The sequence below is a fragment of the Micromonospora sp. AKA38 genome (assembly GCF_027925725.1).
In the GTDB taxonomy this organism is placed as follows: Bacteria; Actinomycetota; Actinomycetes; order Mycobacteriales; family Micromonosporaceae; genus Micromonospora.
Genome location: NZ_BNEI01000010.1, coordinates 31,886 through 47,856, shown reverse-complemented (window position 1 = coordinate 47,856; position 15,971 = coordinate 31,886). Strand labels below are relative to the sequence as shown.

Here is a 15,971-nt window from a genome sequence, read left to right as displayed (position 1 = left end):
CGGACCGAGTCTGGCGGCGGCCCCCGGCGCTGACTAGGCTTGCGCCGTTCGTCGTCCGCCGTCCGGTCCTCATCACCGAGGGCGCACGTCTGGAAGAGAGCCGGAGCGCATCGTTGTCCCCCCGCACGACGTGAGCCTCGCCGCCGCGGCGCCGGCCCGTCACCCGCTCGCCGGCCGTGTCGGACTCGTCGCGGCCGCCGTCGTCGTACTCGGGGAGATGATCTGGCTGGTCGCCGCCCTGCCCGGCGCGGCGCTGGTCAGCGACCTCGGCGCGATGGCGGTGTCGAGCTGGGCGGCGGTGCTCTGCGTCGGCGCGGCCCGCCGGCACCCGGTCCCGCTGCGGCGGTTCTGGTTGCTGCTCGCGACCACCATGGCCCTCGCCGCGCTCGGCCGTACGGTGTGGACGGTCGAGCGGCTCAGCGGGATCGACCTGCCGCACACGCCGCTGGTCGGCGGGCTCTTCACCGCCGGCATCGTCACCGGCACCGCCGCGCTGCTCTGCTCCCGGGCCGGCGGAAGCAGCCTCATCGGGCAGGCCCGCACGCTGCTCGACGGCGTGATCGTCGGGCTGGCCCTGATCCCGATCGGCTGGGTGGTGGTGTTCCGCGACCTCGCCGCCGCCGACCTGTCCGACCCGCTGCGTACGTTCGGGCTGCTCTACCCGATGTTCGACCTGATGCAGCTCACCATCCTGGTGGCGGTCGCCGGGCCGGGCCGGCCGATGTGGCGGGCGCTCACCCTGATCGGCGCGGGCCTGGCGATCCGGGCCGGCGCCGACGCGGTCTACGTCTCCCTCGTCGCGCACGGCAGCTACGCCCCCGGGCACCCGGTCGACGTCTGCTGGCCGCTGAGCTACCTGCTGGTCGGCCTGGCCACCCGCTGTCCGGCGCCGGGCGGCGGTGACCGGGAGGACGACGCCGGCGAGTCGCCGCTGCCGCCGTGGTGGCGGGTCGCGCTGCCGTACCTGCCGGTGGGCGGCGCGATCGTCGCGGTGATGGTGTCCGGGCAGACCCCGCACCTGGTCTTCGTCGGCATGATGGCGCTGCTCGGGGTGCTGGCGCTGCGGCAGGGGCTGGCCGCGAACGAGAACCTGCGGCTGGTCGCCCGGCTGCGCCGGCTGGCCTACTCCGACCAGCTCACCGGCCTGCCCAACCGGCTGACCTTCATCCGGCGACTGCGCCGCGCGCTGCGGGCGGGTGGGCCGGTCGCCGTGGTGCTGCTCGACCTGGACGGCTTCAAGCAGGTCAACGACCGGTTCGGGCACGCCGCCGGGGACCGCCTGCTCACCACCACCGCGGCGCGCATGCGGGACGCGACCGGCCCGGACGGGATGGTCGCCCGGCTCGGTGGCGACGAGTTCGCGGTGCTTGTCGCCGGGGACCGCCCGGTGGCCCCCGAGCGGCTCGCCGTGCGGCTGCTCGCCGCGCTCGAACCGCTGCCCGGCGAGGAGGACCTCGGCGTCCACCCGTCGGCCAGCATCGGCATCGCCGAGTACGGCCCGCAACACAGCTCGCACACCGACCTGCTGCGCGACGCCGACATCGCCATGTACGCGGCGAAGGCGGCCGGCAAGTCCGCCTGGCGCACGTGCACGCCGGAGCTGCGCGAGTCGGCGGTGAGCCGGGCCGAGCTGATCGCCGACCTGCGCCGCGCGGTCGACGAGGGTCAGTTGCTGATGGAGTTCCAGCCCATCGTCGACCTGGCCACCGGCACGGTGCGCAGCGCCGAGGCGCTGGTCCGCTGGCGGCATCCCCGGCTCGGCGTGCTCACCCCGGCGCGGTTCCTGCCGCTGGCCGAGGAGACCGGGCTGATCCTGGCCATCGACCGCTGGGTGATCCACGAGGCGTGCCGGGCCGCCGCGACCTGGCGGGAGCGGGCCCCCGAGGTGACCGTCGCGGTCAACATCGCCGCCGCCCACCTCTGCCGGCCGGACCTGATCGCCACGGTCACCGGCGCGATGGGCGCGGCCGGGCTGCCGCCGCGCGCGCTCACCCTGGAACTCACCGAGTCGGCGCTGATCGAGGGCAGCGAGGCGGTGCTCGACCGGCTGGCCCAGCTACGCGACCTCGGCATCCGCATCGCCATCGACGACTTCGGGACCGGCTACTCGTCGTTGAGCTACCTGCACCGGATCCCGGCCACCGAACTGAAGATCGATCGATCCTTCGTGGCCCGGCTGGGCGCCGGCGACTCCCGCGCGTACGCCACGGTGGAGATGGTCAACCGGCTGGCCGGCGCGTTCGACCTGGCGGTGGTGGCGGAGGGGGTGGAGACCGGCGCCCAGCACGCGGCGGTCACCGCGATCGGCTGCCGGCAGGGCCAGGGCTGGCGGTACGGCCGTCCGAGCGCCCTGCCGGACCTGCTCCCCACGTTGGCGCACGAGAGAATCAGCGGGTGACTTGACCCTCACGCTGCGGGAGGCGGGAGCCTTGGTCGCGGAAGGGAGGGAACCCATGGCGTACACGGTGGGTCAGGTGGCGCGGGCGGCCCGGGTGACGGTCCGCACGCTGCACCACTACGACGAGATCGGGCTGCTGCGGCCGAGCGGGCGGACCCCGGCGGGCTACCGCCGTTACGAGGACCGCGACCTGGACCGCCTCCAGCTCATCCGCTACTACCGCGAGCTGGGGTTCCCGCTTGACGAGATCGCCGCGATCCTGGACGACCCGGACGCCGACCCGGCGGCGCACCTGCGCCGGCAGCACGAGCTGCTCTCCGGGCGGATCGGCAAGCTCCAGGAAATGGTCGCGGCGATCGAGCGCGCGATGGAGGCGAGGAAGTTGGAGATCCGATTGACGCCGGAGGAGCGGTTCGAGGTGTTCGGGGACTTCGACCCGGACGAGCACGCCGAAGAGGTGGAGCAGCGGTGGGGTGACACCGAGGCGTACCGGCAGTCGCAGCAGCGGGCCAGCCGCTACTCGAAGGAGGACTGGCTGCGCAACAAGGCGGTGAACGAGGACTGGGGGCGGCGGTTCGCCGCGCTGATGGACTCGGGCGCGTCGGCCGACGGCCCGGAGGCGATGGCGCTGGCCGAGGAGCACCGCCAGCTCATCACCGAGTGGTGGTACGACTGCTCGTACGAGATCCACACCGGGCTGGCCGACATGTACGTGGCCGACCCCCGGTTCACCGCGTACTTCGAGACGATCCGGCCCGGGATGGCCGCCTACCTGAACGAGGCCATCCACGCCAACGCGATCAGCCGGGCCTGAGCCCGCCCCGGATGGCACGATGGCCGGATGTTCATCGTCGCCGGCACCCTCTACGTCGATCCGGCCCGGCGGGACGCCTACCTGGCGTCCTGCGCGGAGGCCGTCCGCGCGGCCCGCGCCGCACCCGGCTGCGTCGACTTCGCGGTCAGCGCCGACCTGGTCGAGCCGGGCCGGATCAACGTGTACGAGCGGTGGGAGTCCGACGAGCAGTTGCTCGCGTTCCGTGGTTCCGGGCCGGACGCGGCGCAGGTGACGGCGATCCTCGGCGCCGAGGTGCACAAGTTCCGCATCTCCGGCGTCGAGGCGCCCTGAGTAGGGCTCGTGGCCCTGGCTGGCCTGGGGCGAACAGTGCCCACGGGTCGCCTACGAACTTGATGGCACGGATGGGTCAGCACGGCGGCTGCTGTTGGCCGCGCCCTGGTTGACCCATTCACGCCATCAAGTTCGTAGGCGGTGTGAGAGCATCCTCGTTCGTCGCAGCCGGGCAGCCCGGCAGCCGGGGGCTAGACGAAGACGTCGAGCAGGAGGACGCCGAGGAAGCCGACCACCGAGATGATGGTCTCCATCACCGACCAGCTCTTGATGGTCTGCCCGACGGTCAGCCCGAAGTACTCCTTCACCAGCCAGAAGCCGGCGTCGTTGACGTGTGAGAAGAACAGCGACCCGCAGCCGATCGCCAGCGCCAGCAGCGCCACCTCGGGGCCCTGGAGCGTGGCGGCCAGCGGGGCGACGATGCCGGCGGCGGTGATGGTGGCGACCGTGGCCGAGCCGGTGGCGACCCGGATGCCGACCGCGACCAGCCAGCCGAGCAGCAGCGGCGACAGGTTGGCGCCGGTGGCGGCGTCCGCGACCAGGTTGCCCACGCCGGCGTCCACCAGCACCTGCTTGAAGCCGCCGCCGGCGGCGACGATCAGCAGGATGCCGGCGATCGCCGGCAGCGAGCCACCCAGGAAACCCGAGACCTGGGTACGGCTGAAGCCGTTCCGGTAGCCCAGGAAGACCATGGCGAAGATGACGCCGGCGAGCAGCGCGACGATCGGGGTGCCGGCGATGTCCAGCGCCTTGCGGCCGGCGGTGTCCTCGTCGAGGGTCAGCTCGCCGATGGCGCGCAGCAGCATGAGCGCCACCGGCAGCAGCACGGTGACCACGGCGGCCCAGAGCGCCGGCGTGCGCCGGGACCGCGGCCCGGCCGGCTCGTCGATCGACGCGCCGGGACGACCGGTGCCGGGGTTGACCAGGTCGTCCTCGGTGACGAGGTCGCCGTCGGCGTCGGCCCGCCCGTCGCCGGGACGGGTGGGGCTGCGGTCCCCGGCGACCGCCAGGTCGCGCCGGGTGGGCAGCAGCGCCTCCGGCGCGGTGGCCGGCACGTACCGGGAGATGAAGTTGCCGAACACCGGGCCGGCGATGATCACCGTGGGGATCGCCACCAGCAGGCCGAACGCGAGCGTCTGGCCGAGGTTGGCGCCGAGCGCGTCGATCGCGACCAGCGGGCCCGGGTGCGGCGGCACCAGGCCGTGCAGCACCGACAGGCCGGCCAGCGCCGGGATGCCGATCTTCATCAGCGGCACGTCGACCCGGCGCGAGACCAGCAGCACGATCGGCACCAGCAGCACCACGCCGACCTCGAAGAACAGCGGCAGGCCGATCAGCGCGGCGACCCCGGCCATCGCCCAGGGCAGCGCGCCACCGGAGACCCGGCCCACCACCCGTTCGACGATGCTGTCCGCCCCGCCCGACTCGGCCAGCATGCCGCCGATCATCGCGCCGAGCGCGATCAACAGACCGACGCCGCCGACCGTGGAGCCGACGCCGCCGCTGAACGAGGTGACGATCTTGTCGGCGGAGACGCCGGCGACCACGCCCAGCACCGCCGCGCCGAGGATCAGCGCCAGGAACGGGTGCACCTTGCCCCAGGCGATGAGCACGACCACCGCCGCGATGCCGAGCAGCGCGGCGACGACGAGTTGGGTGTTGCCGGCGTTCGTGAGTGGTTCCGCCGGTGCGGCGAGCAGTGTGACCACGGCTATCACGACCTCTGTTCGGTCATCGGGGTGGGGCGGTGGGTGGTGGCTCCGGCGGCAGGCTCGGGGCCAGCCGTCGCAGCGACGCGAACGTCGGCACGAGCGCGTCGTACAGCTCGGAGAAGAGCGGGAGCAGTGCCGCGTACGTGGCGGCGGCGGCGGGGTCGGGGCGGACCGTCTCCTCGATCCGGACCAGGTCGGCGGCGACCTCGACCGAGGGAATCAGGCCGAGCGCCTGCATGCCGAGCAGTGCGGCGCCGAACCCGGAACCCTCGTGCCCGGCCGGGAAGCGCACCGGCATGCCCAACGCGTCGGCCAGGATCTGCCGCCACAGCGGGCTGCGCGCGAAGCCGCCGCTGGCGCGTACCTCGCGGACCTCGTTGCCGGCCGCGCGGACCGACGCCAGGACCAGCGCGAGCTGCTGGCAGACCCCCTCCAGCGCGGCCCGCACCAGGTGGGCGCGGCCGTGGCCGTGGGTCAACCCGACGTACGCGCCGCGCGGCAGCGCGCTCCAGTGCGGCGCCCGCTCGCTGAGCAGGTACGGCAGCATGATCAGCCCGCCGGAGCCGACCGGCGCCTGGGCGGCCAGGCCGAGCAGTTCCTTCTCGGCGTGCTCGCCCAGCTCCGGGGCGAGCGCGTCGTGGGCCCACTGGAGCACGATCCCGCCGTTGTTGATCGCGCCGCCGACCACCCAGCGGTCCTCGGTCAGCGCGTAGCAGAAGACGCCGCCCAGCGGGTCCACGCCGGGGCGTTCCACCATCACCCGCATCGCGCCGCTGGTGCCGATCGAGCAGGCCACCACACCGGGGCGGACCGCGCCGAGCCCGAGGTTGGCCAGCGGGCCGTCGCCGGCGCCCACCACGAGCGGGGTGTCCGCCGGCAGGCCGGTGGCCCGGGCGGCCTCGGCGGTCAGCCCGGGCAGCACGTGCGTGGTGGGGACGAGCTGGGGGAGCTGCTCCTCGGTGATGCCGGCGACGCGCAGCGCCTCGGTGTCCCAGGCCAGCCGGTGGATGTCCATCAGGCCGGTGGCGGAGGCGACCGAGTGGTCGGTGACCAGCGCCTCGGCGAGCCGCCGCAGGACGAGATCCTTGATGCCGACCCAGTGCGACACCCGCTCGTGCAGCTTCGGCTCCTGCTCGGCGAACCAGACCAGCTTGGGCAGCGGCGCCATCGGGTGCACCGGCGTGCCGGTGCGCCGGTGCAGGGCCAGCCCGGACGGCACGGCCCGCAGCCGTTCGGCCTGCGCGCTGGCCCGGGAGTCGGCCCAGGTGATCGACGCGGTCAGCGGGTTGCCGTCAGCGTCCAGCCCGATCAGGCTGTGCATCGCGGTGCTGAACGACAGGCCGGCGACCGGCCGGCCCAACTCGTCGACGACCGCGCGGATCACGCCGAGCACGGCCTGGTAGATGAGGTCCGGGTCCTGCTCGGCCCAGCCCGGGTGCGGCTCCTCCAGCGGGTAGCCGATCGAGTGACTGGCCAACTGCCGGCCGTCGGTGTCGAACGCGACCGCCTTGCTGCTGGTGGTGCCGATGTCCACACCCACCACGACGGCCGGGTCGCCCACCGGTGCACCTCCACTCGCCGCCGGGGGCCGCGGACGCCCCGCCCTGCGGCTGACGTTACCGACGTGCCCACCGGCCCGCATGGCGAAGCGGAGTGGCCGTCAATCAACCAAACGGACTAATTAGCGACTTTCGCGTGTCTTCGCGCCCCTGCCCGCCCGTTGTTACCAGTGACACCCCGGTTGGTGGGCTCGCGCGGCGGAGGAGTCGGCGTGGCGATGACTGATTCGACGGGTTCCACATGGCGTTACCGGTGGGCACACCGGCAGAACGAACGGCGGCAGCGGGCCTTCCGCGCGGCCGACGAGGCGTGGCGACGCCGCGACGACGAGCTGCGTCGCCTGCGTACCCTCGCGGTTTCCTTTCATGGCTCGGTGCGGGCCGGCGTGGGCCTGCCGATGGAGCTGGCCCCCGGCGAGGTGGTCTTCTGGACGCTGCCGGCCGCGCAACTGGTCGAGGTGCGGCACACCGCCGTGCTGCCGGCCCCCGAGCTGACCGTCGACCCCGACCCGGCGGTGCTGCGCCCGCGCCGCCCCGAGGGGGTGCGGGTGGTCGACGCCGGGCTGGCCGTGCTCACCAACCGGCGGCTGGTGCTGCTCGGCGGGCGCGGGCGGCGCGACTGGGTGTACGGCCGGATGACCGGGCTGTCCCACGACCCGGCCGCGCCGGTCACCCTGATCCAGGTGCTGGACCGGCGGCGTACCTCGGGGCTGCTGCTGCCCACCGGCGCGGCGGCCGACTTCCGGTTCACGCTCACGCTGGCCTTCGCCGACGCGATCGAGCAGCGCGCCGCGGTCGTCGCCGAGCTGGACGCACTGCTCGACGAGCACGCGGAGTCCCGCCCGCAGCGCCCGGCCGTGCTCACCCCGGGCCAGGCCCGGCCCTCCGCGCTGGTGCCCGGCGGCCGGCGGACCGTCGCGGTGGGCGCGGCGCTCGCGTTGGCCGTGCCGGCGATGCTCGTCGAGTCCAACCCGCCCACCCGGGCCGGGTCGGAGCGCGCCGCCGCCGCCACCCCGGCGGCCACCGGCACGCCCGCGCCACCGGTCGTCGCCCCCGCCGTCCAGGTCCGGCCCAGCGCCGACCCGGAACCGCGCCGCACCCGACCCGCGGCGCCGCGCGACGCCGTCCCGCAGCCGGCCACCGAGCGGCGCTGCGGCGCCCCGGTGAACCCCTTCGGGTACGACTTCTGCGGCGGCAACCGGATCCGCAGGCCGGCCGCCGGCGTCTGCGACTGGTTCGAGTGCGTACCCGGGTTCTGGTCCGGTCGGGGCTGGCTGGTCCAGTGCCGGGACGGCACGATCAGCCGGACCGGCGGCCAGCGCGACGCGTGCGCCGACCACCGCGGCCCGCGCCGCACCTTCCGCAGCTGAGGTGTAAGGAGGGGCCCCCTGTTAACGCTTCCGGTATAGGCGGGGCCCCCGGTTAACACCCCGGGCGCGCAGCGGCAGCAGGCCGGCCAGGACCAGCGCGGCACCGACCGGCAGCAGGTCCAGGTTCACCGCGATCGCCACGAACCCGACCAGCACCAGCACCGGCGCCCACACCGGCAGCAGCCGCGCCGCCGCCGCGCGGTAGAGCAGCACCAGCAGACCCACCTCGAACAGCGCCGGCCCGCCGACGAGCACCACTCCGGGGGTGTCCACCGCGTCGGCGAAGCGTGGGAACAGGTCACCGAGGATCACCCAGACGAAGGCGGCGGCACCGACCAGGCCGGCCAGCGCGGCCACGTCGTCGAGCGTCCGCAGCCGGCCCGACGGGGTACGCAGCAGGCCGTGCAACCCGACGATCAGCGCGGCGAACCCGAGCACGCCGAACAGGAACAGGGTGTGCCCGGTGTTCCACGCCCAGGCGCCCTTGTCGCTGTGCCCGTCCAGGCGGTCGAGCAGGCGCAGCAGCCCGTAGCCGAGCAGCAGCAACGCGGCGGTCACCGCGACCGGCCGCAACCAGCGGTACGCGGGAGGAGTCCGGGAATCGAGAAGGCTCATTGCCCCAGCGTGTCCGCCGCCCGTCGCCGGGACATCCGGGAGCCGCCCCGCAGCGCTCCCGGATCAATCCGCTCGCCTCCCGTAGGGGTGCTCGGTTAGCGTCCGGCCGTGTCCCGCACCGTGACAGTGGTCCTGGTCGACGCCGCCGGTCGGCCGCTCGGCGCGCTGCCTCCGTTCGGCGTGCCGGACCCGTGGTGGCAGCAGGTCGCGTCGATCGTCGACGGCGTCCGCCACCGGCACGGCGTCGACGTGGCCGTACTGCGGCTGCTCGACGCCGACCGCCCGCACCCACCCGGCGGCCACGTCCGCTACCTGGCCCAGCTCACCGGGGCCTCGGCCGCCGTCGCGGCGCCCGTCATGCCCCTGGAGCCGGTCGCGGTGGACCTCGCACCGCACCCGCTGCACCAGCCGTGGGCGGAGCCCGGCGGCCCGGCCCGCAGCGTGGCCTGGGCCACCGACGAGCTGCGCCGCCTCGGTCGCCCGGTGACCGCCGTGGCGCAGCAGCGCACCTGGAACCTCTCCGCGATCTGGCGCCTGGACACCCCACCGGGCCCGGCGTGGCTGAAACAACTCCCCCCATTCGCCCACCACGAACCCGCCGTCCTGACCTGGCTGACCACCCTCCCGCTCCCCGCCTCCCTCACCTCCCCGGCCGATCAGGGAGTTCGCGTCGCCGGAGAGCTCGACGGAGACGCGAACTCCTTGGTCGACGACGCCGGGGTCGGGCCGGGGGTGCTGGCGGTGGGTGGGGAGGGGCGGGTGCTGGTGGAGGACGTGCGGGGGGAGGACCGGTACGGGGCCGGGGAGGCGGAACTGGCCGGCATCGCGGCGGCGCACCACGCGGTGCAGGTGCGAGCCGTGGGGGCGGCGGGTCGGCTGGTCGCGGACGGCGTACCCGACCTTCGCGGGGTGCGGCTGGGTGGGTGGATCCGGAGGTGGCTGGCGGGGCACGACGTGTCGGCCGCCGCGGAACTGCTCGACGGGCTCGACGAGCGGCTACGGCAGGTTCGCGACTGCGGGCTGCCCGACACGCTCGTGCACGGTGACCTGCACCCCGGCAACGTCCGCGGCGACGGCACCCGGCGCGTCGTCCTCGACTGGGCGGACGCGTTCGTCGGCCATCCCGCGTTCGACGTCCTGCGTCTGGCCGAGGGCCTGGCCGCGCCGGCCGTCGCCCGGCTGATCGACGCGTGGGCCGACCGGTGGCGGGCCGACGCGCCCGGTTGCGACCCGCACCGGGCGGTCGACCTGCTCCGGCCGGTCGCGCCGCTGCGGCTGGCCGCCGCGTACGCGATGTTCCTCGCCGGCATCGAGCCGAGCGAGCACCCCTACCACGCACTCGACGTGCCGGCCGCGTTGGCGCGGGCCGCCGCCGAGGCGCGCCGCTAGACCCGGCGCACCGGGATCCACAACTCCGCGTCGGCGGTGCCGCCGCCCTCGGCGATCCGCACCCGGGAGATCTCCGGCCCGGGGCGGATCTCGTACGGGTTGGACGGGAACCACTGGGTGAACACGTCCCGCCAGAGGTGCTGCAACGCCTGCGGGAACGCGCCGGAGCTGCGGAAGACCGCCCAGTCGCCGGCCGCCACCGGCAGGGTGTCCAGGTCCGCCGGCACCGGGCCGCCGGTCACCACCGCGTGCCAGTAGTCCAGCTCGGTGCCCTCCGCGCGCGACCCGGCCAGGTCGTCGCTGACGTTGACGATGCCGCCCGGCTCCTGGTCGGACAGCGCCTCGATCCGGCGTACGGTGTCCGGGTCCACGCTCTTGACGAACGCCACGATGTGCGGGTTCATCCCCTCGTGGACCAGCGGCACCCGGGCCTTCCGGCCGGCGAGGTGGCAGGCGCCCTTGGCCACGATCCGGTAGTCCATGCTGCTGCTTCCTTCGACGACGAGCCGGAACGACATCCGGGGCTGGGACCGCAGCACCGCACCGGTGCGCCGTGCCTGCGCCGGGCCGACGCCGTGCACGGACCGGAACGCGCGGGCGAACGCCTCGTTCGACCCGTAGCCCCACCGGATCGCCACGTCGAGCAGCGACTCCCGGTCGGCGAGCACGTCGGCGCCGGCCAGCGTGAGCCGGCGACGGCGCACGTACTCCGACAGCGGCATCCCGGCCAGCGCCGAGAAGAGCCGCCGGAAGTGGTGCTCCGACGTGCAGGCGACGCGGGCCAGCGCGGCCACGTCGAGCGGCTGGTCGAGCCGTTGTTCGAGGTGGTCCATGGCCTGGTTGAGCCGATCCAGCACCGGATGCTCCCTCCTGGGTTCGCCCTCGACGCCATGGTTCCGGCTGCCGGTGGACCCGACCGCACCGACCCCGTCCCGGTCGGCTGAGCCGCCACTGGCGGGGGTGTCGCATCATGACGTCGTGATCATGCGGAAGCGACACCACAAGAAGAAAAAGCACCGGGACTGGTGCGACTGCGACTGCGATCTGCTCGACTGTGACGGCCCGGGCTGCTGCGACCTGGGGCTCTTCTCGACACTGCTCACCCTCGGCTCGGTGACCGCCGGCCTGGTGCGGACGCCGGCCGTGGACCGGGCCGGCCGGGCTGCCATCCTCGGCTACCGACGCTGGCTGTCGCACCGCTGGCCGGGGACCTGCCGTTACACGCCGACGTGCAGCGCGTACGGGCTGGCCGCGGTGGAACGGCACGGCCTCGCGGTGGGTGGCCGGATGGCCGCCGACCGGGTCCGCCGGTGCCGCCCCGACGTGCCGCGCGGCACCCACGACCCGCTGCGCTGACCGTCGGCCGGCACGGGGTCAGGGAACCGACGTGGGGCCGCCGAAGACGACCGGGACGCCGGGGGAGTGCAGCACGCTCACCGGCGGCCCGTCCGGCGCGGGCAGGCCGGCGGCGGTGACCAGCTCGTCGTCCAGGTGCAGCAGTTCGGCGCGGTGCAGCGGCCACCGCGGATGCCAGTTCGGCAGGTGCCGGGTGCGCCCGTACGCCCGGGTGTGCAGGCCCCACCGCGCGGTGAGGAAGTGCTCCAGCGGCGTCGGCTCGGGGATCGGCGCGCCGACCCGGACGGTCATCCGGCTGGCCGCGCCGGCCGGGCCGGGCCAGCGCCGCCGACAGTGGTAGGTGAGCGTGTCGCCGGCCCGCTCCAGCCGCATCGCCGACCACTTGTAGGGCAGGCGCAGGCTGAGCTGGGCGACCAGCACCGGCACCAGCCGGGACGCGTCCAGCGAGCGGAACACCACTGCCCGCCGGCCGGCGCCGTCGACGGAGTAGAGCCGCACGTTGGTCTCGGCGAACGTGCCGAAGTAGGGCACGCCCGGGCCTCGGCCGAACCCCAGCCCGACCATCCGGAAGCCGATCAGCCCGACGTAGCTGAGCCCGTCGAGCGTGTCGGGACGGGTGCCGGCCGGCAGCAGCGGCGCGACCCGCTCCGGCGGCACCGCCCAGTGCAGGAACATGAGATCGTGCCAGCGTTGCGCCAGCCAGGCCCGACGGATCGCGCGTGCGGGCGCGTGCTCGACCGGTTCGATCTCCACCCGACCATCCTGCCTCCCGCCGGGCCGGCGGGTCACTCCGGCCGGTGGCAGACCGCCTCGACGTTGTTGCCGTCCGGGTCGCGGACGAACGCGCCGTAGTAGGCGGCGTGGTATTCCGGCCAGACCTTCGGCGCGTGCAGCACCTCGGCGCCGGCCGCCACCGCCGCGTCGTGGCACGCCTGCACGGCCGCCCGGTCGGGCGCGGTGAACGCGATGTGCACCGGCGCCTGGGCGGCGTCGGCCGGCGCGGGCTCGACCCAGAAGTCGGGCGTGTCGACGCCGTAGCCGATCGGCCCCGGCTCCATGATCCGCCGGCCGCCCAGCGGGGCGAGGACCGTGTCGTAGAAGGCGGCGCTGGCCGTCAGGTCGCGCACCGCTACGGAGAAGTGGTCGAGCACGTCGCCTCCCTGCGATCGTCGAGAACCCCGCCAGGCTACGAGCCCACTACGACACTTCCCGGGCGTTCGGACGCCGCACTCCCGCCCACGCGCCGGGCAGCGCGCCGCCGCCGGGCGGTGTCCGCGCCGACGAGCAGGCCGGGCAGCGCGCCGAGCAGCCAGATCACGCCCACCGGCCAGTGGATCAGCGCGCCCACCGCGCCCCGGATCCGCGGCTCGTCGCCGACCACGTAGGACGCCTCCGGATCCGACGTGCGGCAGGTCAGCGTCCACGCCCCGGCCGCCGGCAGCCGGACCGAGGCGACCCAGGCGTAGCTGGCGGCGTCCCCGCCGTAGCCGCCGGGCGGCACCCGGACCGGCTCCGCCACCCGGACCGCCGCGCCCGCGCCGGTGAGCCGGCAGTCCGGGTCCGCCGGCGCGGAACCCACCCCGAAGATCGCGTACGCCCCGGGCGCCGGCACCGTGACCCGCCCGGCCGACGTGGCGTAGGGGCCCGTGCCGCCGTACTCCCGCGGGGGTTCCCCGACCGTGCTGCCCTCGGCGCCGAGCCGGACCGCGGACTGCGCCAGCAGCGCCCCGAACACGACGGTGAGCGCGCCGACCAGGTAGCCGCGCCGCGACGGCGGCCGGTCCCGGCGGGGCAGGCGCGCGCCGGCGGCGTACCCGGTCAGCGCGCCGGCCACCGCGAGCGCCAAGCCACCGAGCAGCGCCCGCCCCCAGCGGGCCTCGCCGGTCAGTGGCACCACCCAGCGGAAGAACGCCAGCGACACGCCCAGCAGCACGGCCGTGACCGGCGTGGCGACGGCCACCGCGAGCGCGGGGCCGGCGACGCCGCGGCGGCGGGGCTGACCGGCCGCGACCAGGGCGGCGAGCACCGGCGACGCCAGCACCGGCCACCACAGCGCGGGGGCGAGCGACGGGTCCTCCTCCCACCGGTGGGTCACCTCGAAGAAGAGCAGCGGGACCGGCACGGTCGCCAGCAGCCACGCCGCCAGGACGCCCGGACCGGGCCACCGAACGCTCATCCACCGATCCTCGCACGCCGTTCATCGACGCAAGGGCGCGTGCCGTCCGAAAAGGATTGGTCACCGACGGTAGGATGCTGGCGAGGCAGTCGAGTTCACGGGGGAAACGATGTTCGAGCGACTGGGCAGGTTCGTCGTCGGCAAGGCGTGGTGGGTGATCGGCGGCTGGGTCCTCGCCGCGATCGCCGTGGTGGTCACCAGCCCGTCGTTGAGCGACATCACCTCGGCCGACCAGGAGAGCTTCCTGCCGCGCTCCTACGAGTCGGTGCAGGCCACCGAGCTGGGTGCCAAAGCGTTCCCGCAGGCGGCCACCGCCACCGCCACCATCGTGGTCAAACGCGGCGACGGCACGCCGCTCAGCGCCGCCGACGAGGCGCGCGTCGGGCAGCTCGCCGCGGCGCTCAAGGGGCGCGCCATCCCGCAGACCTCCGGCTACCTGACCGGCCCGCCGGCCGTCGCGCCGGACCGGTCGGTGCAGATCATCTCCGTCGGTCTCGACGCCGAGAACCCGGGCGACCCGAAACTGCTCGACGCCGTACGCGACCTGCGCGCCGCGCTCGGGCCGGACCTGGCCGGCAGTGGCCTGACCGCCGGGGTGGCCGGCGACGTGGCCAGCTTCGTCGACAACGAGGACACGTTCAACTCGGCGTTCGCGGTCGTCGGCGTCGCCACCATCGTCCTGATCATCGGGCTGATTCTGATCATCTTCCGCAGCCCGATCGCCGCGCTGCTGCCGGTCGTGGTGATCAGCGTGGTCATGTCCGTCACCACCGGGCTGGTCGCCGCCGCCGGCAAGGCGTTCGACCTCAACGTCAGCCAGGACCTCCAGACCATCCTGCTGATCGTGCTGTTCGGCATCGGCACCGACTACATCCTGTTCCTGCTGTTCCGCTACCGCGAACGGCTGCGCGCCGGCGACGACAAACGCACCGCGATGATCGTCTCGGTGCAGCGGGTCGGGGAGGTCATCACGTCCGCCGCCGGCGCGGTCATCGTCGCGTTCCTGGTGCTGCTGCTCGCCTCGCTCGGCTTCTTCGGCTCGCTCGGCCCGGCGCTCGCCATCGCCGTCGGCGTCATGCTGATCACCTCGCTGACCCTGATCCCGGCCGTCGTGTCGCTGCTCGGCCGCTGGGTGTTCTGGCCGTCGAAGGCGTGGCAGCGCCAACCGAAGGCGACGCTGTCCCGGCGGCTCGGCGCCGCCGTCGGCCGCCGACCCGCCGTGGTGGCCGCCGCGTCCGGCGCGCTGCTCGTCGCGCTCGCCGCGGGGGTGCTCAGCTACCAGGCCGACTACGACTTCAGCGCCGGCTTCCCGCAGGACACCGAGTCGGCACGGGCCGCCAAGGACCTTCAGCGCGGCTTCGCCGCCGGCGCGCTCGCGCCCACCGAGGTCTACCTGACCACCGGCAACGGCACCCCGCTCACCGACCAGCAGGTGAACGCGTTCGCCGCCGCGTCGGCCGACGCGCCCGGCGTGGCCCGGGTGCAGCCGGCCGAGCGCAGCACCACCGACCCGAGCGTCGCCCGCATCAACGTGCTGCTCGACGAGAACCCGGTCTCCAACGAGGCGATCGCCCTGGTCCGCGACGACCTGCGGGACGCGTTGCACGCCAAGGCCCCGCAGGGCACGAAGGCGCTGGTCGGCGGCCCGACCGCGATCTTCGCCGACATCAACTCGGCCAACAACCGGGACCTGTCGGTGATCCTGCCGGTCGCCGCCGCTCTGATCGCGCTCATCCTCGGGCTGCTGCTGCGCAGCCTCGTCGCGCCGGTCTACCTGGTGATCGCCGTGCTGCTCAACTTCGCCGCCACGCTGGGCGCGACCGTCTACCTGTTCCAAGGGCTCCAGGGCAAACCCGGCGTCACGTTCCAGCTCCCGATCATCCTCTATCTGTTCGTGGTGGCGATCGGCACCGACTACAACATCCTCATGATCGCCCGGCTCCGCGAGGAGGCCCGCGAGGGCCACGAACCGCACCGGGCCGCTGCCATCGGCGTGGAACACGCCGGCCCGACCATCGCCGCGGCCGGGCTGATCCTCGCCGGCACGTTCGGGGTGCTGATGCTCGCGCCGATCTCGTTCCTTCAGCAGATGGGCTTCGCGGTGGCGATCGGGATCGTGCTGTCCGCGTTCGTCATGTCGATGTTCTTCGTGCCGGCGCTGACCGGGCTGATCGGGCACAAGGCGTGGTGGCCTGGGCATGGGGACGAGCGGCGCCACGGCGGCCGACCGGCCGAACCGGAGCCGGCCACCGTCGACGTCGGGTAGCCGG

General features: G+C 74.4%; 14 protein-coding genes. 7 read left to right on the top strand and 7 right to left on the bottom strand.

Annotated features, from left to right (window positions below):
- Positions 1–130: 130 nt before the first annotated feature.
- Genes TPA0908_RS30695 through TPA0908_RS30685 form a run of 3 tightly spaced genes read left to right on the top strand, consistent with a single transcriptional unit; the run spans position 131 to position 3,524 of the window.
- On the top strand, positions 131–2,398 hold the full coding sequence (locus tag TPA0908_RS30695; RefSeq protein ID WP_281943900.1) for a putative bifunctional diguanylate cyclase/phosphodiesterase: 2,268 nt from the start codon (positions 131–133) through the stop codon (positions 2,396–2,398).
- A gap of 55 nt (positions 2,399–2,453) precedes the next feature.
- Positions 2,454–3,212 (top strand): MerR family transcriptional regulator, encoded by a 759-nt coding sequence (locus TPA0908_RS30690; protein WP_281943898.1) that lies wholly within the window; start codon positions 2,454–2,456, stop codon positions 3,210–3,212.
- A gap of 27 nt (positions 3,213–3,239) precedes the next feature.
- Positions 3,240–3,524 (top strand): putative quinol monooxygenase, encoded by a 285-nt coding sequence (locus TPA0908_RS30685; RefSeq protein ID WP_281943896.1) that lies wholly within the window; start codon positions 3,240–3,242, stop codon positions 3,522–3,524.
- A 191-nt stretch (positions 3,525–3,715) separates the two neighbouring features.
- Here TPA0908_RS30685 and TPA0908_RS30680 read toward each other — a convergent pair whose 3' ends face one another.
- The gene (locus TPA0908_RS30680) at positions 3,716–5,233 is read right to left on the bottom strand and encodes a GntP family permease (RefSeq protein ID WP_281943894.1); all 1,518 of its coding nucleotides are present in this window, start codon (positions 5,231–5,233) and stop codon (positions 3,716–3,718) included.
- A 22-nt stretch (positions 5,234–5,255) separates the two neighbouring features.
- Complete coding sequence (locus tag TPA0908_RS30675; RefSeq protein ID WP_281943892.1) at positions 5,256–6,797, bottom strand: gluconokinase; 1,542 nt, start codon at positions 6,795–6,797, stop codon at positions 5,256–5,258.
- Between the two features lie 210 nt (positions 6,798–7,007).
- Between TPA0908_RS30675 and TPA0908_RS30670 the strand changes: the two genes are divergently transcribed.
- Complete coding sequence (locus tag TPA0908_RS30670; protein ID WP_281943890.1) at positions 7,008–8,165, top strand: hypothetical protein; 1,158 nt, start codon at positions 7,008–7,010, stop codon at positions 8,163–8,165.
- A gap of 21 nt (positions 8,166–8,186) precedes the next feature.
- Here TPA0908_RS30670 and TPA0908_RS30665 read toward each other — a convergent pair whose 3' ends face one another.
- Positions 8,187–8,780 carry a hypothetical protein gene (locus TPA0908_RS30665; protein WP_281943888.1) on the bottom strand — a complete coding sequence of 198 codons (594 nt, stop codon included), beginning with the start codon at positions 8,778–8,780 and terminating at the stop codon, positions 8,187–8,189.
- Positions 8,781–8,888: 108 nt separating this feature from the next.
- Here TPA0908_RS30665 and TPA0908_RS30660 point away from each other — a divergent pair, with 108 nt between their 5' ends.
- Complete coding sequence (locus TPA0908_RS30660) at positions 8,889–10,169, top strand: phosphotransferase family protein (protein ID WP_281943886.1); 1,281 nt, start codon at positions 8,889–8,891, stop codon at positions 10,167–10,169.
- Here TPA0908_RS30660 and TPA0908_RS30655 read toward each other — a convergent pair.
- Complete coding sequence (locus TPA0908_RS30655; protein ID WP_281943884.1) at positions 10,166–11,026, bottom strand: AraC family transcriptional regulator; 861 nt, start codon at positions 11,024–11,026, stop codon at positions 10,166–10,168. The two genes, TPA0908_RS30660 and TPA0908_RS30655, sit on opposite strands and share 4 nt — an antisense overlap.
- A 127-nt stretch (positions 11,027–11,153) precedes the next feature.
- On the opposite strand from TPA0908_RS30655, the gene yidD reads away from it, so the two are divergent.
- Complete coding sequence (gene yidD, locus TPA0908_RS30650; RefSeq protein ID WP_281944185.1) at positions 11,154–11,525, top strand: membrane protein insertion efficiency factor YidD; 372 nt, start codon at positions 11,154–11,156, stop codon at positions 11,523–11,525.
- An 18-nt stretch (positions 11,526–11,543) separates the two neighbouring features.
- On the opposite strand, the gene TPA0908_RS30645 is transcribed toward yidD, so the two are convergent.
- Genes TPA0908_RS30645 through TPA0908_RS30635 form a run of 3 tightly spaced genes read right to left on the bottom strand, consistent with a single transcriptional unit; the run spans position 11,544 to position 13,701 of the window.
- Positions 11,544–12,278: a YqjF family protein gene (locus TPA0908_RS30645; RefSeq protein WP_281943883.1), complete on the bottom strand. Its 735-nt coding sequence runs from the start codon at positions 12,276–12,278 to the stop codon at positions 11,544–11,546.
- Between the two features lie 32 nt (positions 12,279–12,310).
- Positions 12,311–12,676 (bottom strand): VOC family protein, encoded by a 366-nt coding sequence (locus tag TPA0908_RS30640; protein WP_281943881.1) that lies wholly within the window; start codon positions 12,674–12,676, stop codon positions 12,311–12,313.
- A gap of 35 nt (positions 12,677–12,711) precedes the next feature.
- Positions 12,712–13,701, bottom strand: coding sequence for a hypothetical protein (locus TPA0908_RS30635; RefSeq protein ID WP_281943880.1), 990 nt, complete (start codon positions 13,699–13,701; stop codon positions 12,712–12,714).
- Positions 13,702–13,810: 109 nt separating this feature from the next.
- Between TPA0908_RS30635 and TPA0908_RS30630 the strand changes: the two genes are divergently transcribed.
- Complete coding sequence (locus TPA0908_RS30630) at positions 13,811–15,967, top strand: MMPL family transporter (RefSeq protein WP_281943878.1); 2,157 nt, start codon at positions 13,811–13,813, stop codon at positions 15,965–15,967.
- The last annotated feature ends 4 nt before the right edge of the window (positions 15,968–15,971 follow it).

What these genes read in the sequence shown, in the direction of transcription:
- yidD (WP_281944185.1), top strand. Translation starts at nt 11,154, where the DNA reads ATGCGGAAGCGACACCACAAGAAGAAAAAGCACCGGGACTGGTGCGAC.
- TPA0908_RS30635 (WP_281943880.1), bottom strand. Translation starts at nt 13,701, where the DNA reads ATGAGCGTTCGGTGGCCCGGTCCGGGCGTCCTGGCGGCGTGGCTGCTG.
- TPA0908_RS30630 (WP_281943878.1), top strand. Translation starts at nt 13,811, where the DNA reads ATGTTCGAGCGACTGGGCAGGTTCGTCGTCGGCAAGGCGTGGTGGGTG.
- TPA0908_RS30685 (WP_281943896.1), top strand. Translation starts at nt 3,240, where the DNA reads ATGTTCATCGTCGCCGGCACCCTCTACGTCGATCCGGCCCGGCGGGAC.
- TPA0908_RS30665 (WP_281943888.1), bottom strand. Translation starts at nt 8,780, where the DNA reads ATGAGCCTTCTCGATTCCCGGACTCCTCCCGCGTACCGCTGGTTGCGG.
- TPA0908_RS30690 (WP_281943898.1), top strand. Translation starts at nt 2,454, where the DNA reads ATGGCGTACACGGTGGGTCAGGTGGCGCGGGCGGCCCGGGTGACGGTC.